Origin of the sequence: Rhodococcus jostii RHA1 (assembly GCF_000014565.1) — a bacterium.
Taxonomy (GTDB): domain Bacteria; phylum Actinomycetota; class Actinomycetes; order Mycobacteriales; family Mycobacteriaceae; genus Rhodococcus_F; species Rhodococcus_F jostii_A.
Map to the genome: position 1 here is coordinate 1,129,939 of NC_008268.1, position 24,060 is coordinate 1,153,998.

At 67.9% G+C, this 24,060-nt stretch carries 22 protein-coding genes; 4 read left to right on the top strand and 18 right to left on the bottom strand.

The features are described 5' to 3' along the window. The first annotated feature begins 23 nt into the window (after positions 1-23). On the top strand, positions 24-548 hold the full coding sequence (locus tag RHA1_RS05125; protein WP_009473713.1) for a TetR/AcrR family transcriptional regulator: 525 nt from the start codon (positions 24-26) through the stop codon (positions 546-548). Between the two features lie 4 nt (positions 549-552). Here the strand turns inward: RHA1_RS05125 and ilvA are convergent, their stop codons facing one another. The 3 genes from ilvA to RHA1_RS05140 are packed head-to-tail and all read right to left on the bottom strand — an operon-like array spanning position 553 to position 4,210. After that, positions 553-1,905 (bottom strand): threonine ammonia-lyase IlvA, encoded by a 1,353-nt coding sequence (ilvA, locus tag RHA1_RS05130; RefSeq protein ID WP_009473714.1) that lies wholly within the window; start codon positions 1,903-1,905, stop codon positions 553-555. A gap of 43 nt (positions 1,906-1,948) precedes the next feature. Further along, a complete protein-coding gene (locus RHA1_RS05135; protein WP_009473715.1) occupies positions 1,949-3,724 on the bottom strand; it encodes a pyruvate dehydrogenase in 1,776 nt (591 codons plus the stop codon). A 51-nt stretch (positions 3,725-3,775) separates the two neighbouring features. Continuing rightward, a complete protein-coding gene (locus RHA1_RS05140; RefSeq protein ID WP_009473716.1) occupies positions 3,776-4,210 on the bottom strand; it encodes a nitroreductase family deazaflavin-dependent oxidoreductase in 435 nt (144 codons plus the stop codon). A gap of 171 nt (positions 4,211-4,381) precedes the next feature. On the opposite strand from RHA1_RS05140, the gene RHA1_RS05145 reads away from it, so the two are divergent. Continuing rightward, a complete protein-coding gene (locus tag RHA1_RS05145; protein WP_011594211.1) occupies positions 4,382-4,618 on the top strand; it encodes a hypothetical protein in 237 nt (78 codons plus the stop codon). A 3-nt stretch (positions 4,619-4,621) separates the two neighbouring features. On the opposite strand, the gene dnaE is transcribed toward RHA1_RS05145, so the two are convergent. The 5 genes from dnaE to lspA form a co-directional block, all read right to left on the bottom strand. Continuing rightward, positions 4,622-8,158 (bottom strand): DNA polymerase III subunit alpha, encoded by a 3,537-nt coding sequence (gene dnaE, locus RHA1_RS05150; RefSeq protein ID WP_009473718.1) that lies wholly within the window; start codon positions 8,156-8,158, stop codon positions 4,622-4,624. A gap of 98 nt (positions 8,159-8,256) precedes the next feature. Continuing rightward, positions 8,257-9,174 (bottom strand): EamA family transporter RarD, encoded by a 918-nt coding sequence (rarD, locus tag RHA1_RS05155; RefSeq protein WP_011594212.1) that lies wholly within the window; start codon positions 9,172-9,174, stop codon positions 8,257-8,259. After that, positions 9,171-9,848: a hypothetical protein gene (locus RHA1_RS05160; RefSeq protein WP_011594213.1), complete on the bottom strand. Its 678-nt coding sequence runs from the start codon at positions 9,846-9,848 to the stop codon at positions 9,171-9,173. The genes rarD and RHA1_RS05160 overlap by 4 nt, the downstream gene beginning before the upstream one ends. 1 nt (position 9,849) lies before the next feature. Beyond that, positions 9,850-10,776 carry an RluA family pseudouridine synthase gene (locus RHA1_RS05165; RefSeq protein WP_029537355.1) on the bottom strand — a complete coding sequence of 309 codons (927 nt, stop codon included), beginning with the start codon at positions 10,774-10,776 and terminating at the stop codon, positions 9,850-9,852. After that, positions 10,773-11,369 (bottom strand): signal peptidase II, encoded by a 597-nt coding sequence (lspA, locus tag RHA1_RS05170; RefSeq protein ID WP_009473722.1) that lies wholly within the window; start codon positions 11,367-11,369, stop codon positions 10,773-10,775. Before lspA ends, RHA1_RS05165 begins: the two co-directional genes overlap by 4 nt. A gap of 51 nt (positions 11,370-11,420) precedes the next feature. Here lspA and RHA1_RS05175 point away from each other — a divergent pair, with 51 nt between their 5' ends. Both RHA1_RS05175 and RHA1_RS05180 read left to right on the top strand, forming a co-directional pair. Further along, complete coding sequence (locus RHA1_RS05175) at positions 11,421-12,374, top strand: hypothetical protein (protein WP_011594214.1); 954 nt, start codon at positions 11,421-11,423, stop codon at positions 12,372-12,374. Further along, positions 12,374-13,126 carry a sensor domain-containing protein gene (locus RHA1_RS05180; protein ID WP_011594215.1) on the top strand — a complete coding sequence of 251 codons (753 nt, stop codon included), beginning with the start codon at positions 12,374-12,376 and terminating at the stop codon, positions 13,124-13,126. The genes RHA1_RS05175 and RHA1_RS05180 overlap by 1 nt, the downstream gene beginning before the upstream one ends. A 99-nt stretch (positions 13,127-13,225) precedes the next feature. Here the strand turns inward: RHA1_RS05180 and RHA1_RS05185 are convergent, their stop codons facing one another. The 10 genes from RHA1_RS05185 to ftsZ form a co-directional block, all read right to left on the bottom strand. After that, the gene (locus tag RHA1_RS05185; RefSeq protein ID WP_005247603.1) at positions 13,226-13,726 is read right to left on the bottom strand and encodes a WKL family lipoprotein; all 501 of its coding nucleotides are present in this window, start codon (positions 13,724-13,726) and stop codon (positions 13,226-13,228) included. A 152-nt stretch (positions 13,727-13,878) separates the two neighbouring features. Beyond that, the gene (locus RHA1_RS05190; RefSeq protein ID WP_011594216.1) at positions 13,879-15,228 is read right to left on the bottom strand and encodes a DNA polymerase IV; all 1,350 of its coding nucleotides are present in this window, start codon (positions 15,226-15,228) and stop codon (positions 13,879-13,881) included. 31 nt (positions 15,229-15,259) lie between these two features. Next, the gene (gene ileS / locus RHA1_RS05195; protein WP_011594217.1) at positions 15,260-18,427 is read right to left on the bottom strand and encodes an isoleucine--tRNA ligase; all 3,168 of its coding nucleotides are present in this window, start codon (positions 18,425-18,427) and stop codon (positions 15,260-15,262) included. 261 nt (positions 18,428-18,688) lie between these two features. Continuing rightward, positions 18,689-18,940: a hypothetical protein gene (locus RHA1_RS05200; RefSeq protein ID WP_011594218.1), complete on the bottom strand. Its 252-nt coding sequence runs from the start codon at positions 18,938-18,940 to the stop codon at positions 18,689-18,691. A 49-nt stretch (positions 18,941-18,989) separates the two neighbouring features. Continuing rightward, positions 18,990-19,835 carry a DivIVA-like cell division protein Wag31 gene (gene wag31 / locus RHA1_RS05205; RefSeq protein WP_011594219.1) on the bottom strand — a complete coding sequence of 282 codons (846 nt, stop codon included), beginning with the start codon at positions 19,833-19,835 and terminating at the stop codon, positions 18,990-18,992. Between the two features lie 102 nt (positions 19,836-19,937). After that, positions 19,938-20,240 carry a YggT family protein gene (locus tag RHA1_RS05210; RefSeq protein ID WP_005247609.1) on the bottom strand — a complete coding sequence of 101 codons (303 nt, stop codon included), beginning with the start codon at positions 20,238-20,240 and terminating at the stop codon, positions 19,938-19,940. 133 nt (positions 20,241-20,373) lie between these two features. Continuing rightward, complete coding sequence (locus tag RHA1_RS05215; RefSeq protein ID WP_005574458.1) at positions 20,374-21,051, bottom strand: cell division protein SepF; 678 nt, start codon at positions 21,049-21,051, stop codon at positions 20,374-20,376. A gap of 85 nt (positions 21,052-21,136) precedes the next feature. Further along, on the bottom strand, positions 21,137-21,862 hold the full coding sequence (locus RHA1_RS05220) for a YggS family pyridoxal phosphate-dependent enzyme (RefSeq protein WP_011594220.1): 726 nt from the start codon (positions 21,860-21,862) through the stop codon (positions 21,137-21,139). 46 nt (positions 21,863-21,908) lie between these two features. Then, entirely contained in the window at positions 21,909-22,652 is a 744-nt protein-coding gene (gene pgeF / locus RHA1_RS05225; RefSeq protein WP_011594221.1) for a peptidoglycan editing factor PgeF, read from the bottom strand. Continuing rightward, on the bottom strand, positions 22,649-23,848 hold the full coding sequence (ftsZ, locus tag RHA1_RS05230; protein WP_009473734.1) for a cell division protein FtsZ: 1,200 nt from the start codon (positions 23,846-23,848) through the stop codon (positions 22,649-22,651). Before ftsZ ends, pgeF begins: the two co-directional genes overlap by 4 nt. Positions 23,849-24,060: the final 212 nt, after the last annotated feature.

Below are 24,060 nucleotides of genomic sequence, written 5' to 3' on the forward strand. Positions count from 1 at the left end.
TTTCCCGGGTACAGTCCCTCTCCATGGCTGCCGGTACGCGCGATCGAATACTCGACGCCCTCGAGAAGCTGCTGCTCGACGTGGGGATAGCCCAGGTGACCCTCGAATCCGTCGCCGCGGAGGCCGGGGTGTCCAAAGGCGGACTGCTCTACCACTTCCCCAGCAAGGAAGCGCTTCTCGCCGCCATGGTGCGCCGGCTGGGCGAGCGGGCGGACGCCCAGCTCGCCGACGCCGTGTCCGGCGGCACCTCGCTGTCCGAGTGGTATCTGCAGGTTCCCGACGCGAGCACCACCGAGGAACTCGCCCTCTACCGTTCGACCATCGCCGCGCTACGGAGCGTCGACGGTCAGCACGACGAGATCCAGAAGGCCGTTACCGAAGTGATGCGCGGCTGGGACGAAGGTCTCCAGAGCGAGATCGACGACCCCGTGCAGGCCGAGATCGTGCGCCTCGTCGGGGACGGTATCTACCTGGCCGCTCTGCTCGGGCTCCCCATGCCGGAGCCCGAGCTGTACACGAAGGTCGTCGCGCGGCTGCTGCAGAAGTAGCGACTCAGGTGAGGTAGCGGTACGCGGGGCTCCCCGGCTCCAGGCGTTCGACCTGCATCCGGGACTGCTCCATCCGCTCGAGCAGCTCGCCGAGCCCCTCGGCCTTGCCGAGTTCGATACCCACCAGGGCGGCGCCGGTCTCCCGGTTGTTGCGCTTCACGTACTCGAACAGGGTGATGTCGTCCTCGGGGCCGAGCACCTCGTCCAGGAAGCGGCGCAGTGCGCCCGGCTCCTGCGGGAAGTCGACGAGGAAGTAGTGCTTCAGGCCGAGATTCACCAGCGAACGTTCCAGGATCTCGCCGTACCGCGAGACGTCGTTGTTGCCTCCGGAGATCAGGCACACCACCGTGGACCCCGGCTCGAACGTGATGTTCCCGAGTGCCGCCACCGACAGGGCGCCCGCGGGCTCGGCGATGATGCCCTCGTTCTGGTACAGCTCGAGCATCGTGGTGCACAGTGCGCCCTCGTCGAGGTTGGCCATCACGAAGCTCTCGGGATCGAGCCGGATCGTGGTGGACCGGTCGGACTGGCCCAGTGACGTGTGCGTCACCACCTCGGCGCCCAAGGCGGACACCACGGCGTACGGAAGGTCGCCAACCCGCTTCACCGAGGCACCGTCGACGAACGGGTCGATCTCCGTCAACGTCACGGGACCCCCGGCGACCAGGGCCGCCGTCATCGACGCCGCCCCCGTCGGCTCCACCCCGACGATGGCCGTGCGGGGTGCGTGCGCACGCAGATACGTGGCGATGCCGGCAATGCATCCGCCGCCACCGACCGGGACGAGCACGGTATCGGGAGCCGCACCGAGCTGCGCGAGGATCTCGGCGGCGATGGTGCCCTGCCCGGCCGCGGTACGGGCGTCGTCGAACGGCGCAACCATCGTCGCGCCCGTCCGCCGCACGTCGGCGGAAGCCGCAGCGGCAGCGGCGTCGTACGTCTCCCCCGTCAGGATCAGCTCGACGAACTCGCCGCCGTGCGCGCGGATGCGATCCCGCTTCTGCTTGGGGGTGTTCGACGGAACGTAGATGCGGCCGGTGATTTCCATTGTCCGGCAGGCGAACGCGACGCCCTGCGCATGATTGCCCGCACTGGCCGTCACCACGCCGGCCGCACGCTCACCGGCATCGAGCTGGGCCATGAGGTTGTAGGCGCCGCGCAGCTTGTAGGAGCGGACGACCTGGAGGTCTTCGCGCTTGAGGTAGACGTTCGCGCCGGTGAGCGACGACAGGCGCTCGCTCCGCTGCAAGGGGGTCGCGTCGATCACGTGGGAAATTCGCTCGATGGCCGCGTCGATATCGCCCACTGTCAGGGGCGAGGTGATGTTCTGGGCTGCGGTATCGGGCGATGTGGACACCCGGATATGTTCCCACTCTCCAGCCATGGGATACCAGTCGGGTTCAGCCGCGCGGATCGAACTGGGACGGTCGCGGCACATTGCGGACGTTCGACTTCGCCATCTTCACGGCCTCGCCGACACCCCCGTTCATCACCATCTTCGACAACGCCAACGCGAAGCCGGTGACCTGCCCGCCCGTAATGGTCGGTGGCAGCGACAACGCCAGCGGGTCGGTGACCAGATCGACGAGCGCCGGTCCGTCGTGATCGAACGCCTGCCGCAGGCCCGATTCGATGTCGGCCGGATCCTCGATCCGGCGGGCGAAGATGCCCAGGGCCGACGCCACCGCCGCATAGTCGACGGGTGGCACGTCCACACCGAAATCCGGCAGCCCGTCCACCAGCATCTCCAGCTTGACCATCCCCAGAGTGGAATTGTCGAACACCACGATCTTGACCGGGAGCCGGTACATCGCGACCGTCACCAGTTCCCCCAGCAGCATCGACAGCCCGCCGTCGCCCGACACGGACACCACCTGCCTGCCCGGCGCGCACACCTGGGCGCCGATCGCGTGAGGCAGGGCGTTCGCCATCGATCCGTGCAGAGCCGAGGACAGGAACCGCCGCGACCCGTTCGGCGTCAGGTAGCGCGCGGTCCAGACGTTCGACATGCCCGTGTCGGTCGTGAAGATCGCGTCGTCGTCAGCGAGGTCGTCGAGGATCGACGCCGCATATTCCGGGTGGATCGGGATTCGCTGCTTGGCGGGTTTCGTGTACGCACCGACCACCTTGTTCATCAGCGTCCGATGCTTGTCGAGCATGTCGCCCAGGAATCGGCGATCGTCCTTCCGCCGGATCAACGGGGCGAGGGCACGCAACGTGCTCGCCACGTCGCCGTGCACGGCCAGGTCGACGTTCGTTCTCCGGCCGATCCGCTGTGCAGCCCAGTCGATCTGCGCGGTGCGGACTCCGTCGGGCAGAAACTGGTTGTACGGGAAGTCCGTTCCGACGAGCAGCAGCAGGTCGGCGCCGTGCATTCCGTCGTGCGCCGCCCCGTACCCCAGCAGCCCCGTCATTCCGACGTCGAAGGGGTTGTCGTATTGGATCCATTCCTTGCCGCGGAGCGTGTGGCCGATCGGCGCACCGATCGTGTCGGCCAGGCTCAGCAACTCCTCGCGCGCCTCCCGCACACCCTCGCCGGCGAAGATCGCGACCTTGCCCGCCGCGTTCACGGCGTCGGCGAGCGCCTGCACGTCGGCCTGGTCGGGCACGATCGCCGGTGCGCCGGTCCGCGGCACCGACGGCGCCTTCCCTTCGGCGGGCCGGTCCGCAATGTCGCCGGGCAGCGTGATGACCGCGACACCGGACAGCGCGGTCGCGTGCGCGATCGCGGACGCCGTCACGCGTGGCGCCTGAGCGGGACTTCCGATCAGCTCTGCGTACCGGGAGCACTCGACGAACAGGCGGTCCGGGTGGGTCTCCTGAAAGAAGCCGAGTCCGATCTGCTCGCTCGGGATCTGCGCCGCGATCGCGAGCACCGGCGCGCCCGAGCGGTCCGCGTCGTAGAGACCGTTGATCAGGTGCAGATTCCCGGGGCCGCACGAGCCGGCGCACACCGCCAGCTTGCCGGTGACCTGCGCCTCCGCGGCCGCGGCGAACGCGGCGGCCTCCTCGTGACGCACGTGGATCCAGTCGATTCCGCCCTTCGCCGCGCCGCCCGACCGCCGGACCGCGTCGACGACGGGATTGAGGCTGTCTCCCACGATTCCGTAGATCCGCTGGACGCCGGCGTCCTGGAGTTGACGTACCAGCTGATCGGCAACGGTTTTCGCTCTCATCGGGCCTCCGGTCGGGGGACGGTCGAACGGCGAAGGACAGCGGGGCGCGTGTCAGGCGGGTTCGAGCACGAACACCGGGATCTCCCGATCGGTCTTCTTCTGGTACTCGGCGTAGTCGGGGAACGCGGCGACGGCGCGGTCCCACCACGTGGCCCTCTCGTCGCCCGTCACCTCGCGGGCCACCATGTCCTGTGTCGCCGAGCCGTCGCGGAGTTCGACGTGCGGCTCGGCCTTCACGTTGTAGTACCAGACCGGATTCTTGGGGGCGCCGCCGAGCGAGGCGACGATCGCATATGTCCCGTCGTGTTCGACACGCATCAACGGCGTCTTGCGGATTTTGCCGGATTTGGCACCACGCGTGGTCAGCAGGACGACGGGCCTGCCGCCCAGCGTCGTGCCCTTCGCTCCATCGGTGGATTCCATCAACTCGGCCTGATCTGCTGCCCACTTGGACGGACTGGGCTCGTATTCACCTGTGAGTGGCATGCGTCCAGTCAACACCTGATCCGCGAGGACGCGCCACCGATTCCGCCGAACGAGTGCACATGCGAAGAACCACATCCGTTTGTTCGTTGCGCCGAACTCCGGGTTCCGAGTACCCTGATCCCACGCGGGGGACCTCCGCTCCCCCGACCCGCGCCAGTGAGGTGACCTGCGATGACGACACACGACGCATGGGTGCGCCGCGAGATTCGCCGCGACAGCCCCGCCCGCACTGTCGATCTCGCCGGCACCGAGTGGCCCCTGTACAAACTGGAAGCGCTGGCCGTCGCACTACTGGTTTTCGTCACGATCCTCGTCGTCACCCAGACACTGCAAGTGGCCGTCCTCACCGCCGCCGCGGTGGCCGTCCTCGTGTGGTGGACGCGGCGCCTCTACCCGCCGCGCCCCTAGCCGTCACACAGACAGGCAGCTCGGTCCGAGCAGCGCCTTGAGATCACCCATCAACGCCGACGACGGTTCCACCCGGAGCACGTCGTCCACCTTCCACAACGTGACCTCGGTGCCGCCGATCAACCGCACGTGCACGTCCGAGGTGCCCGGATGGCGCGTGAGCACCTGACGCAGCGCACCGAGCTTGTCCTTGGTGCACTGACGCAGCGGAAGACTGACCGCCAGCGGCTTCGCGACCCCCACCGCCGAGAGATCCGGCACCGCAAGGTCGTTGGCGATGAGCGAGATCCGGTCGTCACGAATCGACACGCGCGCCTTGACGAGCACGACGGAGTCCTCCGTGACATCCATCCCGTAGACCGAGTAGGCCTGCGGGAAGAACAGCACCTCGATACCGCCGGTCAGATCCTCGAGCTGCGCGGACGCCCAGGTGAGACCGTTCTTGTTGATCCTCCGGTTCACCGACGCGAGGATGCCGCCGACGGTGACCTGGGTGCCGTCCTTGATGTCGCCTTCGAGGATGGTCGGGATCGCGGTGTCGGACTGCGCCGACAGCACGTGTTCGACGCCGTTGAGCGGGTGCCCGGACACGTACAGTCCCAGCATTTCCCGTTCCAGCGCCAACCGGTGCTTCGAGTCCCACTCCTCGTCCGGGATCTTCACGTTGAACACCGAGGAGATCGACTCGTCGGCGTCGTCGCCACCGAACAGGTCGAACTGTCCGATCGCCTCCGCCTTCTTGGTACCCATCACCGCGTCGATGGCGTCGGCGTGGACGAGCATGAGTCCCTTGCGCGGATGACCCAGCGAGTCGAACCCGCCTGCCTTGATCAGCGACTCGGTGACCTTCTTGGAGCAGGCGGCGGCGTCGATCTTGTTGAGGTAGTCGGAGAAGTCGACGAACTTGGACTTCTCCTTGCGCGCCTTGATGATCGAGCCCACGACGTTGGCACCGACGTTGCGGACCGCGCCCATGCCGAACCGGATGTCCTCACCGACGGAGGCGAAGTTGACCTCCGATTCGTTGACGTCCGGCGGCAGCACGGTGATACCCATCTTGCGGCAGTCCGCCAGGTAGACGGCGGCCTTGTCCTTGTCGTCACCGACCGAGGTGAGCAGACCGGCCATGTACTCGGCCGGATAGTTGGCCTTGAGGTACCCGGTCCAGAACGACACCAGGCCGTACCCGGCCGCGTGCGACTTGTTGAACGCGTACCCGGCGAACGGAAGGATGGTGTCCCACAGCGCCTTGATGGCGGGCTCGGAGAATTCGTTGGCGAGCATGCCCTCACGGAAACCGGCGTACGCCTCCTCCAGCACCGAGAGCTTTTTCTTACCCATGGCTCGGCGGAGAATGTCGGCCTGTCCGAGCGAGTACCCGGCCACCTTCTGAGCGATCTGCATGATCTGCTCCTGGTAGACGATCAGGCCGTACGTGTCGGCCAGGATCTCTTTCAGGGGCTCCTCGAGCTCCGGGTGGATGGGTTTGACCTCTTGCCGCCCGTTCTTGCGGTCGGCGTAGTCGTTGTGCGCGTTCATGCCCATCGGACCGGGCCGGTACAGCGCGAGCACCGCGACGATGTCCTCGAAGCCGGTGGGCTGCATGCGGCGCAGCAGGTCGCGCATCGCGCTGCCGTCGAGCTGGAACACACCGAGAGTGTCTCCGCGGGAGAGCAGTTCGTACGTGGCTTGATCGTCGAGCGCGAGGGTGTCGAGATCGAGGTCGATCCCCCGGTTGGCCTTGATGTTGTCGATGGCGTCACCGATGACGGTGAGGTTCCGCAGTCCGAGGAAGTCCATCTTCAGCAGGCCGATGGCCTCGCACGACGGGTAGTCCCAGCCGGTGATGATGGCGCCGTCCTGGGCGCGCTTCCACACGGGAATCGCGTCCATCAGCGGTTCGGACGACATGATCACCGCGCAGGCGTGGACGCCGGCGTTACGGATCAGGCCCTCGAGTCCCTTGGCCGTCTGGTAGATCTTCGCGACGTCCGGGTTGGAGTCGATGAGGGCGCGAACCTCCACCGCTTCCTTGTAGCGCTCGTGGTTCGGGTCGGTGATGCCGGACACCGAGATGTCCTTGGCCATGATCGGCGGCGGCAACGCCTTCGTGATCTGGTCGGCGATCGCGAAACCGGGCTGACCGAACTGGACTCGGGCGGAGTCCTTGATGGCCGCCTTCGTCTTGATGGTGCCGAACGTGATGACCTGGGCGACGCGGTCGCTGCCCCACTTGTCCGTCGCGTAGCGCACCATCTCGCCGCGACGGCGATCGTCGAAGTCGATATCGATATCGGGCATCGAGACGCGCTCGGGGTTCAGGAACCGCTCGAACAGCAGGCCGTGCGGGATGGGGTCGATGTTGGTGATGCCCATCGCGTAGGCGACGAGCGAACCGGCCGCCGAGCCTCGGCCGGGGCCGACGCGGATGCCGACCTCCCGGGCGTGGTTGATGAGGTCGCCGACGACGAGGAAGTAGGCGGGGAAACCCATTTCGAGGATGACGCCGATCTCGTAGTCGGCGCGGGCGAGGTACTCCTCGGGCGGACCGTCGGGGAACCGGCGGTCCAGTCCGCGCATGACCTCCTTGCGCAGCCAGGTGCCCTGCGTCTCGCCCTCGGGGACCGGGAAGATCGGCATCCGGTCGTGGTGCGCCCACACGTCGTCGTACGACTGGACCCGCTCGGCGATCAGCAGTGTGTTGTCGCACGCTCCGGGCACCTGGTCGTCCCACAGCGCCCGCATCTCCGCGGCCGGCTTCAGGTAATAGCCGTCGCCGTCGAACTTGAACCGGGTGGGGTCGGACAGCGTCTTACCGGTCTGGATGCAGAGGAGGGCCTCGTGGTTCTCCGCGGCTTCCTTGGTGACGTAGTGGCAGTCGTTGGTGGCGAGCGGCGGAATCTCGAGCTTCTTGCTGATCTCGAGCAGGCCCTCGCGCACCCGTCGCTCGATCGACAGTCCGTGGTCCATCAGCTCGAGGAAGAAGTTGTCCTTGCCCCAGATCTCCTGCCACTTGGCGGCGGCCTCGAGCGCCTCGCGGTCGTGGCCGAGCCGAAGCCGGGTCTGGATCTCACCGGACGGGCAGCCCGTGGTCGCGATGATGCCCTCGTGGTGGGTGGCGATGAGCTCTTCGTCCATTCGTGCCCACTTGCCGAGCTGACCCTCGATGGACGCGAGCGAGGACAGCTTGAACAGGTTCCGCAGGCCGGTCGCGTTCTCCGCGACCATCGTCATGTGGGTGTACGCACCGCTACCGGAGACGTCGTCGGACTTCTGGCTGCGGTCGCCCCACAACACGCGCTTGGTGTTGAAGCGGGACTCGGGCGCGATGTACGCCTCGATGCCGATGATCGGCTTGATGCCCTGCTTCTTGGCCTCGTTGTAGAACTCGCTGGCGCCGTACATGTTGCCGTGGTCGGTCATGCCGACCGCCGACATCCCCAGTCGCTCGGCCTCTTCGAACAGGGGGCCGACCTTGGCCGCACCGTCGAGCATCGAGTACTCGGTGTGATTGTGCAGATGTACGAACGAGTCAGCCACGTGCGCCTCTCTGAAGGTCTGGGAGCCTCACGAGTGTAGGCCCTCGGACCGACAGCACCGGTCGCCGACGGCGGGTGTCGGCGAAGTCGTGACGCGAGTTACTGGACGGGCGCCTGGGACGGCTCGGTCCTTCGCCGCTCGCGCCGGACCCGTACCAGCGCATCGGTACTGAAGATCGCGAGTGCCACCCAGATCAGCGCGAAACCGATCCACCGCGACGCGGGCATGTCCTCGTGGAGAACCGCGACGCCCCACGCCATCTGCAGCGCCGGCGTCAGGTACTGCAGCATGCCGAGTGTGCGCAACGGCACCCGTTGCGCGGCCGCGCCGAACAGCAACAACGGCAGGGCCGTCACCGGTCCCGCGGCCATCAGCAGCAGGGTGTGACCGGACCCGAACCCGAGGAACGTGCCCGCCCCGGTGAGGGCCAGGAACACGAGATAGCCGACCGCGACGGGCGCGGCCACGATCCCCTCGGCGGTGAGGCTCGTCCGCGGATCGAGCGGCACCACCTTCTTGCACAGTCCGTACAGCGCGAACGACGCGGCCAGGGTCAGCGCGATGTACGGCGGATGCCCGTAATCGACCGTGATCACGATGACCGCGACGGCGGCGAGCGCGAGGGCGACGATCTGGGCGGGGACGAGCCGCTCCCGGAAGATCACGACCCCGAGCAGCACGCTCACCAACGGGTTGATGAAGTAGCCGAGCGCGGTCTCGACCACCCGGTCCGACGTGACCCCGTAGATGTAGGTGCCCCAGTTCACGGCGATGGCGGTCGACGCGGCGGTGACCAGCAGCCAGGTGCGCACGCTCAGCCCGCGCAGCGACCGGAGCCGGCTCGAGACCGCGAGAACGACGAACATGAGCGCGAGCGTCCACACCACCCGGTGCGCGAGGATCTCCACCGACCCGGCCGGGCCGAGCAATCCGAAGAACGCCGGGAACGCCCCCCACAGCACGTAGGCGCCGACTCCACATGCGGCACCCACGGTTTCCGCGTGCCTCGCCTTCACGAACCGCTCCCCGGGACGAGCCCGTCATCGGGGCCGGGCACGACGGTCTCGACCTGCTCGGGCAACAGCGGGCGCACGGCGAACCGCCCGGCGACGGCGTCGGCTCCGAGCGCCTCGACCGCCCGGACGTCCGGGGCGGACCGCAGCGCGGTGAGGGCTTCGTGATCACCGCGGACGACGACACCGATCACGCACGCGCAGTTCCGGGCCAGTACCGCCGACGACACCGCCGCGATCTGCGCCTGCCGCTCCGTTTCGCCCGTCATCGCCTGGGCGCGTCCGGCGGCCAGGACACTCGCCCGTGCGAGGGCCGCATCGCCTGCCGCGACGGACACGGGAACGAGGGGTGTCTGCACCCGGTCCAGGGGCACGCGGAAGAGCACCTGCGACACGCGGGTGCCGGACGCAACGTCCCCGACGACGTGCGTCGTCACCGGACGCGTGAACGACACCAGCGCCCAGCGCTCTCGGCGCCCGTCCGCCGCGTCGAGCGATCGGTCCGCCCGGGCCAGGTAGTCGGCCACCACTTCCCCGTTGTCCGGGCCCAGGCTGTCCGTCGACACGGGTGCGCGCCGGACGGGATGCAGTGCTCCGAGCACGACCGTCACCGCGATCAGGACGACGGCGGTGAGCGCTGCCGGCACCGCCGGACCGCTCGGGTGCGGGACCCTCACCTCAGCTCGCCCGCAGAACCCCGAGAGCGTCCTCGAGATCCTTCGGGTACTTGGACGTGATCTCGACCCACCGCCCGTCCGCGGGATGCGCGAACCCGAGCGACCGGGCGTGCAGCCACTGCCGCTCCAGCCCGAGACGTTCCGCCAGCCGCGGATCGGCCCCGTACGTGAGGTCGCCGCAGCACGGGTGCCGCAGTGCGGCGAAGTGGACGCGGATCTGATGGGTCCGGCCCGTTTCGAGGTGGATGTCCAGCAGGCTCGCCGCCTGGAACGCCTCGACCGTGTCGTAGTGCGTGATGCTGGGCTTGCCGTCCGCGGTGACGGCGAACTTCCAGTCGTTGCTGCGGTGCCTGCCGATCGGCGCGTCGATGGTTCCGCTGCTCGGATCCGGGTGCCCCTGCACCAGCGCGTGGTATCGCTTGTCGATGGTCCGCTGCTTGAATGCGCGCTTGAGGAGTGTGTAGGCGCGTTCCGACGTGGCCACCACCATCACTCCGGACGTGCCGACGTCCAGCCGGTGCACGATGCCCTGGCGCTCGTGCGCACCCGACGTCGAGATCCGGAAGCCTGCGGCGGCGAGACCGCCGATCACCGTCGGACCGGTCCAGCCCACGCTGGCGTGGGCGGCGACACCGACCGGTTTGTCGACGGCGACCACGTCGTCGTCGGCGTACAGGATTTCCATGCCCTCGACGGGCTCCGCCTCGATGGTCAGCGGACGCGGCGGTTCGGGCAGTTCCACCTCGAGCCAGGCGCCTGCGGACAGGCGATCGGACTTGCCGACGGGTGCGCCGTCGACGAGCACCGAACCTTCCTCGGTGAGCTGAGCCACCGCGGTGCGCGACAGACCGAGCAGTCGAGCGAGTCCGGCGTCGACCCTCATCGCTTCGAGCCCGTCCGGGACCGGCATCGACCGTGTTTCCCTCACTTCTCTACCCCCTTACGTGTTCCGTCCGGTTCCAGCCCGATCAGGGTGAGCACCACGAGCAGGATCGCACCGCACACGATGCCGGAATCCGCCACGTTGAACACCGGCCACCAGCCGACGGACACGAAATCGACGACGTGACCCTGCATCACTCCCGGTGCCCGGAAGAACCGGTCGACGAGGTTGCCGAGGGCGCCGCCGAGTACCAGCCCCAGACCGAGCGCCCACCACGGCGACCGCAGCGTGCGGCCGATGCGGACGACGCCGATCACCACACCCACGGCGACGAGCGTGAGCAGCCACGTCATGCCGGTGGCCATGGAGAACGCCGCGCCCGGGTTGCGCACGAGCCGCAGCGAGACGATGTCCCCGATCAACCAGACCGGCCGGCCGGGCTCGATGTTCGCGACGGCGAGGATCTTCGTCAGCAGGTCCGTGGCCAGGACGACACCTGCGATCACGAACAGCAGCAGCCTGCGCTGATGCGTCACCGGCTGCGGCGGTGCGCTGCCGGACGGGTCATCGTCGTTTCGGTCTTCGGCGTCGGTCTCGTTCTCTGCCGTGGGGTCTTGACTCACCCGTTCATCATCCACTACGGAGGCAAGCCTCCGTTCACGCGCTCCCGCGCGCACTAACCTGGGGGCGTGCCACTGTTCTCGAACGCTCTGCGACCCGGATTCTGCCTACTCGCCGCAACCCTCTCCCTGGTCGCGCTGACCGCCGGGTGCGGAGGTGACGGCGACTCCTCGGAGTCGAGCCCCGCAGGGTCCACGTCCACTCCCGCCGAAGTGACCGTCCCGATCTCCGCGACCACCGTCGAACTGATCCAGCCCGGCGAGGAGCCGCGCGAGGTGATCCAGCGCAGACCGCCGGTGGGGGTCACACAGCAGGTGCAGTTGATCACCGACGCGCAGGTGTTCCAGCAGATCGACGACCAGCCCGCCCAGGACTTCTCCTCACCCGAGATCACACTCCCCCTCACCGCCGCCGTCGGGCAGTCCACCGACGACACGGACGGCGGCACCACCGTCGACCTCAGGCTCGGTGACGTCACCAGCCCCGACGACCGGCTCGGCAGCGCGCTCGAGGCCAGTGCCGGTTCGGGCGCCGGGTTCACCGTCGACCCCACCGGTGCGATCACCGCACTGCGACTGCGTCCGGACGCCGAAGCCCAGGACATCGCCCGCTCCGCGATAGAGCAGGCCTTCTACCAGGCCGTGTACCGCACGGTCCCGTTTCCGGCGGAGCCCGTCGGGGTGGGCGCCCAGTGGACGATCCGCCAGCAGGTGATGAGCGGCATCGCCCTCGACCAGACCACGGTGGCCACCCTGACCGCCCGGGACGGCAACCGCCTCACCGTCGACTACACGATCGACCAGAAGCCGAAGTCACCCGTCTGGGAGCTGCCCGGGGAGGCGGGCACGCTGAACGTCGACCAGTACGTGATGCAGGGCTCGGGCACCATGACCGTCGACCTCGGCCTGCCGCTGCCCGTCACCGGGACGGTGACCGTGGGCGGTGACCAGGAGTACAGCGACCCCGACGGCTCCACCCGCCTGCACCAGACCACGTCGAACTCGGTCCGGTGGGGTTCCTGATGCGCCGCGGAACCGTTGCCGCATCCTGTTCCCTGTTCGCGGTGCTCGCGCTGTCGGCGTGCTCGTCGAACGCGTCCGGCGACGCCGGTGCCGGCGCCTCACTCGCGCCGCTCGGACCGGTAGTGACCGCAGCGCCGGACGCGGCGGGCGCACCGTTCCCCGATCGGGCCGCGCTGAAGGCGGCCCTCCTCGACGCCGGGGACCTTCCCGTCGGCTTCACCCCGGTGCCCGATCCCGAGGAGGATCTGGGGCTGCCTCCGGCGTCGGAGTCGGCGGACTCCGACAAGTCGAGCACGAATCCGGCGGAATGCGGCGCCGTGCTGTCGCCCGTCGCGGATCAGCGTGCGGGCGCGGTGGCGGCGGCGTCCGGCTGGTTCACCGGCCCCGGCTTCGCGACCATCGACCAGGACGCGGCCAGTTACGGTACCGGCGCCGACGCCTCCGCGGCGTTCTCGGCGGTGCAGGACCGGCTGGCGGGATGCACCGAGTACACCGGCACGGACGCCGACGGCGTGCAGGTGCAGTACCGGGTCGGCGGCCGCGAGCAGCAGCCCGCGGGCGACGCATCGGTGGCGTTCCGGCTCGTCACCACCAGCGAGGGCGTCAGTCTGGTCTCGGATGTGGTGGTGGTCGTCGTCGGGAGCACCGTCACGCAGCTGGTCGCGACGGGCCAGGACCCGATCGACGCCGGCGTCTTCGGCGACCTGACGAGCACCGCCGTCGCGAAGCTCGCACCCGCACCCGCCGGCTGAGACCAGGCCACGAACGACCGATGCCGGTGTCCCCGAGGGGACACCGGCATCGGTGCCAGAACGCGGCGATCCGTCAGGACCGCGCGGTTCGGCCTGAAATCAGGCAGGGCATGCAGGCGAGGTCAGCTGCGCGAGCGACACGATCTGGCATGCGGTGATCTTCGACAGCTTCCACGTTCCGTTCTCGCCGGGAACGAAGATGGCCGGAACGCCACCCTGCTGGACCTGGCCGTTGACGGTCAGCTGCAGCTGGCCGCTGGCGGTGCCGTCGCCGTTGTCGATGACCGGGTCGAGAACGGTGACCTCGGCGTTGTTCGCCTTGGCTGCGGCAGCGACCTGGTTGATGAGCTCCGGATCCTGCTCCGAGCCCTCGACCATCGCGGACTTGACCTCGAGCGGCGTGGCCGGATCGAGGCCCTGCACCAGAAGCGCGTTGAGATCGGCCGCGGTGGGCACCTCGATGGCTTCCGAGGTCTCGGCAGCTGCGGAAGTCGTCGTCGTGGTCTTGGTCGCCGTGTCGCTCTCGTCGGAGCCACACGCGGACATCGTGAGGGCTGCGGCGATTGCTACTCCGGCAACCGTGATCTTACGAAGCTTCAACTCAATAACCTCTTCATTCTCGGTGTTCGTTCTCGGACGATCTGAGCATCTATCGCTACCCGGGCCAACATTACCCAAGGGTAAGCATCAGCGCCCGAGGCTACCTTCTCGTGGAGCCGGTCTCCACTCCTTCGTCCGGGCGGTGGGTCCGGTCACTCGAGCGAGCCTTCCACATCGGCCCGTTCGAGTTGCGCGTCGTCCACCTTGAAGGTCCGCGCCTTCCCCGGACCCGTTGTGCGCGTTTCGAATCGGACTGTCACGACACCGTGGCCCGCCCCCTGCACCCAGCCGTGACCGAAGTCCGGGTGCGTCACGTCGAGACCGGGATGCCACCGGGTGTCGATCGCCCGGGCGGGTGCCGGAACGGGCGCGGAGAGGCCGTCGTCGGCGCCCGCCACCGTGATCTTCGACTCCTGATAACCCGGGACGTCCAGGTCCAGTTCGGGGAACAGCGAGCCCTGGCGGACCGTCGACAGTCCGGCGAATCCCACCCCGACCAGACGCACCGGCCCGAGTTCCAGCGGATCGATCACCTGGCGCTGCGCCGCCGCGACGAGGATCTGACGGTCGAGGGTCGCGTAGGGCAGCGTCACCGAGCGCGTCACGACGCTCATGTCCGCCTTCTTCAGCTTCAGCACCACCGTCCGCGCCGCCCGGCCGTCCTTCTGCAGACGCACGAACGCGGACGCCGCGCTCGACTCGACGGCACCGCGCAACTCCGCCATCGTGACGATGTCGGTGGCGAAAGTCGTCTCCGCACTGACCTGTTTGGACTCGGCGCGTTCGGCGACCGGCCGATTGTCGATGCCCTGCGCCAACCGGTGCAGGCCCGGTCCGACCGTGGTGCCCAGAATGGACGCCACCTCCGATTCCGGGGTCCGCGCGAAACCGCCGATGGTCTCGATGCCGAGCCGCTTCAGCTTCTCCTCCGCGACTGGGCCGATGCCCCACAGCTTCCGCACCGGAAGCTCGTCCAGCACCGCATGCTGCTCGTCCGGCGGAATCACCGTGATCCCGTTGGGTTTGGCCAGACCGGACGCGATCTTGGCCACCTGCTTGCCCGACCCGGCACCGATGGACGCGACCAGTCCCGTCTCCTCGAGCACCAACGCGCGCAGTCCCTCGCAATAGCGTTGCACCGTGCCCGCATCCGCCCCGGCCAGCTCGATGGGTTCGCCGAACGCCTCGTCCATCGACAGTTGCTCGAGCACCGGCATCGGGCCGCGGAGCGCGTCGAACACGGACTTGCTCAACATGCCGTAGAGGCGACCCCGCGGCGGCAGCACCACCGCACCGGGACCCACCAGCCTGCGGGCCTGATGCATCGGCATGGCTGAACGCGCGCCGAACACCCGCGCCTCGTAGCTGGCGCCGGCGACGACGCCGCGCCCGCCGAGCCCACCGACGAGAACCGGGCGGCCGCGGAGCGTCGGCCGGGTGAGCTGCTCGACCGACGCGAAGAACGCGTCCATGTCGAGGTGCAGCACCCACCGACGACTCACCTGGTGCAAAATACCCGCCCGGTACGACAGGTCACGCCTTCGCGATCGCCGCCCGCACACCCTCACCGAGCTCGACGGCGTCGCCCGGCGCCTCGGCCAGTTCCAGTTCGACGGCGAGGATCTCGCCCGCGATCAGCTTGCGGTGCGCGAGCGCCCAGTCCCGCCGCTCTTCGGGCACGTCGAGGACGACGGTGATCCGATCGGACACCTCGAGCCCGGCGGCGCGCCGCGCGTCCTGCAACTCGCGGATCCGGTCCTTCGCCCAGCCCTCGGCTTCCAGTTCCTCGGTGACCGCCGAGTCCAGGACGACCAGACCGGCCCCGTCGGGCAGGGCTGCCGTCGACTCCGGTTCGGCGGCCACGAGCCGCTGCGTGTACTCCTCCGGCAGCAACTCGATCCCCGCCGCGACGACGACGCCGTCCGAATTCTCCGACCAGTCACCGGCCTTCACGGCCTTGATGACGGTCTGCACGTCCTTGCCGAGGCGCGGTCCCGCGGCGCGCGCGTTGACGACGAGCTCGAACCGGCCGTGCACGTCCACGTCGGTGGTGAGGTCGACCTTCTTGACGTTGACCTCGTCGGCGATGAGACCCAGGTACGGGCGCAGGCGCTCCGCGTCGTCGGACGCGACCGTCACCTCGGGCAGCGGCAGCCGCACCCGGAGGTTCTGTGCCTTGCGCAGGCCCAGCACCGTCGAGCACACCGACCGCACCTCGTCCATCGCCGACACCAACTCCGGATCCGCCGGCAGCTGACCCGCGGTGCTTCCGGGTCGCTCCGCAGGCTCCGCTCCTGCCGGCCAGTCCGCGAGGTGCACGGACCGTCCGCCGGTCAGTCCCCGCCAGATGACCTCGCTGATCAGGGGCAGCAACGGAGCGGCGAGCCGGGTGACCACCTCGAGCACCGTGTGGAGGGTGTCGACGGCGTCCTTGTCCTCGTCCCAGAAACGCGAACGCGACCGCCGCACATACCAGTTCGTCAGCGCGTCACAGAACGTGCGCAGTTCGTCGCACGCCCCGGCGATGTCGTTCGTCTCGAGCGCGCCGGTGATGGCGTCCCGGGTTCCGGCCAGCTTCGCGAGGATGTACCGGTCCAGGACGTTCGTCGAATCCGTGCGCCACTTACCGGAGGTCGGCGCGTACAGCTGCAGGAAGCTCCACGCGTTCCACAGCGGCAGCAGCGCCTGCCGGACACCCTCGCGGATGCCCTGTTCGGTGACGACGAGGTTTCCGCCGCGCAGGATCGGCGAGGACATGAGGAACCAGCGCATGGCGTCCGAGCCGTCCCGCTCGAATACCTCCTTCACGTCCGGGTAGTTGCCCTTGGACTTGCTCATCTTCAGTCCGTCTTCACCCAGGACGATGCCGTGAGCCGCAACGGTCTTGAAGGCGGGACGATCGAACAGCGCCGTCGCCAGCACGTGCAGCGTGTAGAACCAGCCGCGGGTCTGCCCGTTGTACTCGACGATGAAATCGCCAGGGAAGTGGCCGTCGAACCATTCACGGTTCTCGAACGGGTAGTGCACCTGCGCGTACGGCATCGACCCGGACTCGAACCAGCAGTCGAGGACCTCGGGCACACGCCGCATCATCGACTTCCCGGTCGGGTCGTCCGGGTTCGGGCGCACCAGGTCGTCGATCATCGGCCGGTGCAGATCCGTCGGCCGCACCCCGAAGTCGTGCTCGAGTTCGTCGAGCGAGCCGTACACGTCCGTGCGCGGGTACGCCGGATCGTCGGACACCCACACCGGAATCGGGCTGCCCCAGTACCGGTTGCGGCTGATGTTCCAGTCGCGGGCACCCTCGAGCCACTTGCCGAACTGTCCGTCGCGGATGTGTTCGGGCACCCACGTGATGTCCTGGTTCAGCTCGACCATGCGGTCGCGGAACTTGGTGACCGCGACGAACCACGACGGGACCGCCATGTAGATCAGCGGCTGCCCGCTGCGCCAGCTGTGCGGGTACGAGTGCTCGATCGTCTCGTGCCGCAGCAACTTTCCAGCAGCCTTGAGGTCCTTGATGATCACCGGGTTCGCGTCGAACACCTGGAGACCCTCGTACGGCGGCACCATCGCCGTGAACTTGCCGCCCGGATCGAGCGGCTGCACGATCTCGATCCCGTTCGCCGTGCAGTACTCCATGTCCTCTTCACCGAAAGCCGGTGCGAGGTGGACGATTCCGGTACCGGACTCGGTGGTGACGTAGTCGGCGGAGATGACGCGGTGCGCGTTCTCGTGACCGACGAAGAAGTCGAACGGCGGGTCGTAGCGGAGCCCGACGAGGTCCGCACCCTTGTGCTCGGACAGCACCTCGGGCGCCTCGCCGAGTTCGCGGGCATAGTGCCCCAGCCGATCCTTGGCGAGCACGTAGCGTTTGCCGTCGGCGCCCGTCACCTGGACGTAGTCGATGTCCGGGTGCACTGCGACCGCGAGGTTGGACGGCAGCGTCCACGGCGTGGTGGTCCAGATGATCGCGTTGGCGCCGTCGAGCGGGCCCTCGCCGTGCAGCGGCATGTCGACCGTGACGGCGGGGTCCTGGCGCATCTTGTACGCGTCGTCGAGCCGGGTCTCCTGGTTCGACAGCGGCGTCTGCTCGTACCAGCTGTACGGCAGCACACGGAAACCCTGGTAGATCAGGCCCTTGTCGAACAGTTCCTTGAACGCCCACATGACCGACTCCATGAAGTCGAGGTCCAGGGTCTTGTAGTCGTTGTCGAAGTCGACCCACCGCGCCTGACGGGTGACGTAGTCGCGCCACTCGTCCGTGTAGCGCAGCACGGAAGACTTGCAGTACTCGTTGAACTTCTCGAGACCCATGACGTCGATCTCGGACTTGTCCTTGATGCCGAGCTGCTTCTCCGCCTCGAGTTCGGCGGGCAGTCCGTGGCAGTCCCAGCCGAATCGGCGCTCGACCTTGTTGCCGCGCATGGTCTGGAACCGCGGGATCAGATCTTTGACGTACCCCGTCAGGAGGTGGCCGTAGTGCGGGAGACCGTTCGCGAACGGCGGACCGTCGTAGAACACGAATTCGGGGGCGTCGTCACGCTGGGCGACCGACGCCCGGAAGGTGTCGTCCTCGTCCCAGCCGGCCAGCACACGCTGCTCGATCTGAGGGAACCGGACACCCGCATCCTGCGAGACGCCGTAGTCGACCTTGGGGTAGGACTCGTTGCTGCTGGTCACGTTGCTGGTGTCGGTCACCGCGATCTCCTCGTGCCTGACGTACTCGGCACGGGGACGACGGAGACGCCTCCTGCGTCACCACCGCGGTACCACCCCGCTTGCACCCCGGAGGGCGCCTCTCGGTGCCGGGCTGTGACGGGCCCACCCGTTCGGTTCTACTGAGCCGGCGTGCCGGCCGTTCTTCCGAAGGCTCCCCGGTGATGGCCGGATCGTCGCCCCGTAACTCGATTACTGAATTGTTCGCTGAATGCAGTCTAGCCGCCACCGGGATACGGCAGCTCAGTCGCCCTCGTCGGATCCGGGCGTCGTGTCCGCGTCCCGTGCGGGACCGCGGTCAGCGCGAACACCGCTCGCGGGTTGCCCCGGAACGGCCGCCGCCTTCTTGCCTGCGAGGGCGCTGACGAGCAGCAGGACCGCTCCGGCGACGCATACCACGATGCATCCCCAGGCCCACACGACCGAACCGGTCATGAGAGCCACCACCAGGAGAGCGAACCCCACCGCTGCAAGAGCGAGTGTCACGACCAGCACGGCTCAACCTCTATCCGGGCCGCTGGCTGGGCAACTACCGCGCGCTCAGTCAGCTATTGCCCTTGGCGTAGGACTGGCTGTAATTGGACTGCGATCCACCCTGCGCGAACGAATCCTGACCGCCGTCCACCGGAACCGCGGATCCCCGCTGCTCCAGCTCCTCGAGCTGCGACTCCAGGTACGACTTCAGGCGCACGCGGTATTCGCGCTCGAACGTCTTGAGCTGCTCGATACGACCCTCGAGCACGGAACGCTGCTGGTTGATCGTCGCCATGATCTCGGTGTGCTTCTTCTCCGCGTCCGCCTGCAGCGCGTCGGCCTTCTCCTTGGCCTGGCGCAGCTGGGTCTCGGAACGGGTCTGAGCGTCCGTGATCAGTGCTTCCGACTTCTGGCGGGCGTCGGCGATCATCGTCTCGGAACGGGTCCGTGCATCGCTGACCAGCTGCTCCGAGTTGGTGCGCGCGTTGCCGAGCAGCTGCTCGGACTCCGTCTTCGCGTCACTCGTGAGACGGTCCGCCATCTCCTGGGCGAGACCCAGAACCTTGGCGGCCTGCATGTGAGCGTCGGCGCCCTGCGCGGGAGCGGCCGCGGCCGCAGCGGCGGGAGCCGGTGCCGGCGCGGGAGCCTTGGGCTGCTCGACGACACGAGCCGGCTCCGCCTTCGGAGCGGGAGTCGGTGCTGCGGACCCGGAGCGTGGAGCCTTCTTCGCATCGGCGAGCTCCTTGTCGAGCTCCCCTACTCGCTGCCGAAGGTCGGCGTTCTCCTCGATCAGGCGCGACAACTCTTGCTCGACGAGGTCGAGAAACGCATCGACTTCGTCTTCGTTGTAGCCCCGCTTACCGATCGGTGGCTTGCTGAACGCGACATTGTGCACATCAGCGGGAGTCAGCGGCATGGAAGGATCCCTTCACGCGTCATTTGGCGGTCTAGCAAGCATTCAGTTACAGCGCAGTCTACGTAACGGTGAATCAAGACTGGATCAATGGGGTCCATTCTGTCACACCAGACCCGTAGCACGCGCTTGTCCCTGAACGATCGACATCAGGATGAAGACGATGAACAGCAAGACCATGATGGATAGATCCAACCGCACCCCACCGAGATTGATCGGGGGGATCAACCGCCGTAGCAGTTTGACCGGTGGATCGGTGACCGTAAAAATCGCCTCGAGAATGACGACCACGACGCCGGTTGGTCGCCAGTCTCGTGCGAAGGTCCGTACGAACTCGACAATGATTCTGCCGATGAGTAGCAGCCAAAAGACAAACAGTATCAAGTAGATCACCGAGAACAAGGCCACACCTTCACTCTGCCTGAGAATGTCCGGCCGATCAAAACGAGCCGCGTGGCCAGGGCTTTCTCCGCCACAGCCGCCGCGGCCCGCGTCGTTACGGACGTTCGGATCCCGATGGTCGTTTCCCCCGCTCCCCGGTTTACTTCTGGCTGTAGAAGCCGGTTTCCGCGATGCGGCGACGCTCCTCGGCGGACACGTCGATGTCTGCGGGTGAGAGCAAGAACACCTTCGTGGCCACCTTGTCGAAGGACCCGCGCAGCGCGAAGGCCAGTCCGGCGGCGAAATCGACGAGGCGCTTGGCGTCGGCGTTGCTCATTTCGACGAGGTCCATGATGACGGGGGTGCCGTCACGGAACCGCTCGCCGATCGTGCGGGCCTCCCCGTAGTCGCGGGGGCGCAGCGTGGTGATCTTGGACAGCGGCCCACCTTCGTCGAAGAGGGGTCCGCGACGACTCTCCACCCGCTCGGACCGCGTGTCGACGGCCAGCGCGCCGCGGGTGCTGCCGCGCACCGCACCGCTCGCGCTGGGACGGGCCGACCGGACGGCCACGGGTTCGACCCGGGACGAGTGCCGGGGGCCGTCGTACCGGTCGAAGTCGTCGTCGAGGTCGTCCCGGCGGCCGGGAGCGTAGGCGGCCTTACTGAAGGCCGGCTCGGCGAAGTCACGGTCGTCGCGGTCGAGGTACGGATCACGTCCACTGTCGCGGGCCGGTCGAGCAGGCCTGCGCGCAGGTTCCGGCTCGTCCAGGTACTCGTCCTCGTAGTCGTCGAGGGGAACCATGCCGAAGTAAGCCTTGAACTTGTGCAGACTGCTCATTGATCGACCTTCCTTGGCGCGGCGGACAGGATCCAACTGCGACCGGTCGCAGCGGTGTGGACGGGTTGGCGATCACCTGGGCGATCTATTTCGAGGTTATAGGCCTCGAACCCAACAGCGCGGTTCCGACACGCACGCACGTCGACCCGTGTCGGACAGCGTGCTCGAGATCATTCGTCATGCCCGCTGAGAGGTCCGTCGCATCCGGATGGTCGCGCCTGAGCCGCGCGTGAATCTTCTGCAATTCCTCGAACGCGGCGTCCGGATCGGCATCGATCGGCGGAACCGCCATCAACCCGCGATATTCGAGTCCCGGCGACGACTGCACCTGCGCGGCAAGGCGTTCGAGGTCTGCGATCGCGGCACCGCCGCGCTGCGGATCGCCGTCCAGACTGACCTGCAGCAGCACCCGCAGCGGCTCGGGCCGCTCCCCCGCCTCGAGCGCCGTCGTGGCCGCGCGGCCGAGTGCGCCGACGAGCCGCTCGCTGTCCACCGAATGGATGGCGTACGCCCAGTGCGCGACGGCCTTCGCCTTGTTGCGCTGGAGGTGTCCGATCATGTGCCACCGCACCGACGAATCCGTCACCACGGTGCGGAACTCCGCAATCTTGGCCGTGGCCTCCTGCTCCCGCGACTCCCCGAATTCGCGGCACCCGAGGTCGTACAGGATCCGCGCGTCGGATTCCGGGAAGAACTTGGTGACGGGCAGCAGCGACACGTCCGCGGGGTCGCGACCGGCGTCCCGGCACGCCGCGTCGAGCCGTGCGCGCACGGTGCCGAGCGCAGCCTCGATCTCCCCGACCCTGCTCATCGTTTCCACTCCCACACCGAATCCTCACCGCCGTCGGCGGTCGTCGTCACACGCTGTCTTGCCCAGTATCCATCCAGATGACCGCCGCGAGCCGACCGGTCGGGGCCTCCCGGCGATGACTGAACAGTGTCCGGTCCTCGATGGTGCAGCGCGGATCCTCCGCCACCCCCGCGACACCCGCATCGAGCAGTTGCTTCCGCAGGCCGGCCCGCAGGTCGAGGCCGGGGGTTCCCTTGACGGTGCGGGTGGCGCTGCCGGGAAGGAACTTCTCGACGTCGGCCTGCATCGCCGCGGGGACCTCGTACTGTCGGCCGCTCGCCGCCGGACCCAGGAATGCGCCGATCCGGTCGATCCGTGCACCCTGCTCGACCATGACGTCGAGCACCCGCGGAACGATGCCGATGCGGGCGCCGATACGGCCGGCATGGACGGCGGCGATCACCCCGGCCTCGTCGTCGGACAACAGCACCGGGACGCAGTCGGCACTGAGGGTCGCGAGTGCGAGCCCAGGAACCGTCGTCACCAGTGCGTCCGTGGCGGGCACCGGCACGTCGGTGGGCCCGTCGACCACGGTCACGTTCCGACTGTGGATCTGCTCCATCCAGATCAGGTGGTCGAAGGCCACGCCGATGTTGTCTGCCAGTCGACGCCGGTTCGCCTCCACCGCGGCCGGATCGTCGCCGACGTGATCACCGAGGTTGAACGTGTCGTACGGCGCGACGGAGTGCCCTCCGGCACGGGTGGTGACGACCCGGCGAACCCTGAAATCGGGGGCGGACGGTGAACTCAACGACGCATGAAGGAGGGCACGTCGACTTCGTCTTCACCCTCCTCGTCGGACACCGGCACCGCGCGGGACTGACCGTTTCCCGGAAGCGGCGGCAGACTGCTCGGGCTCTGGTGGGAGCTGATCGTCTCGCGGGTCACCGACATCGGCTCGCTGTGCTGCTGGTCGGCCGACTGTCCGACCTCGCCCGCGCGCCCGGCACCGATGGCGCTGCGACCGGCAGCGCCCGACTCGACCGGCCGGCGGGCGGGGGCGCCGCCGTCGAACCCGGCGGCGATGACGGTGACCCGCACCTCGTCGCCGAGCGAATCGTCGATGACGGTGCCGAAGATGATGTTCGCGTCGATGTGGGCAGCCTCCTGCACCAGCGACGCCGCCTCGTTGATCTCGAACAGGCCGAGGTCGCTGCCGCCGGCGATCGAGAGCAGCACGCCGCGCGCACCCTCCATCGACGCCTCGAGCAGCGGAGAGTTGATCGCCGATTCCGCGGCCTTGATGGCCCGGCCCTCGCCGCGCGAGGATCCGATGCCCATCAGCGCGCTACCGGCGCCGGACATGACGCCCTTGACGTCGGCGAAGTCGACGTTGATCAGACCGGGGGTGGTGATGAGGTCGGTGATGCCCTGGACACCGTTGAGCAGCACCTCGTCGGCGCTGCGGAACGCGTCCATGAGGCTGACGGCGGCGTCGCCGAGCTGCAGGAGGCGGTCGTTCGGGATCACGATGAGGGTGTCGCACGATTCGCGCAGCGACTGGATGCCGGTGTCGGCCTGGCCGCCGCGGCGCTTGCCCTCGAAGGAGAAGGGCCGGGTGACGACACCGACCGTGAGGGCTCCGAGCTTGCGTGCGATACTCGCGACGACCGGTGCGCCACCGGTACCCGTGCCGCCGCCCTCGCCTGCGGTCACGAACACCATGTCGGCGCCCTTGAGGACTTCCTCGATCTCGTCCTTGTGGTCTTCTGCGGCCTTGCGGCCGACTTCGGGATCCGCGCCGGCGCCGAGCCCGCGGGTGAGTTCCCGGCCGACGTCCAGCTTGACGTCGGCGTCACTCATCAGCAGCGCTTGCGCGTCGGTGTTGACGGCAATGAACTCGACTCCCTTGAGTCCCTGCTCGATCATCCGGTTGACTGCGTTCACGCCGCCGCCGCCGATGCCGACGACCTTTATTACGGCGAGGTAGTTGTGCGGGGGCGTCATCGGCTCTCGCCTTCCATGAGTGTGTATCACGCTTTCGTACAGATCAGTCCAGCCTGAACCCTCAACCTCAACCATAGGGTTACGGTTATGTCAAGTGCTGCCCGACTAGAGCGAAACGCTATGCACCGGCATAGGGATACGCCATTAGGCGCGCCGAGACGCGCCGAGTTATTTGACGAACTCGCCCGCAACTCTTTCGCATCCGGGTCACG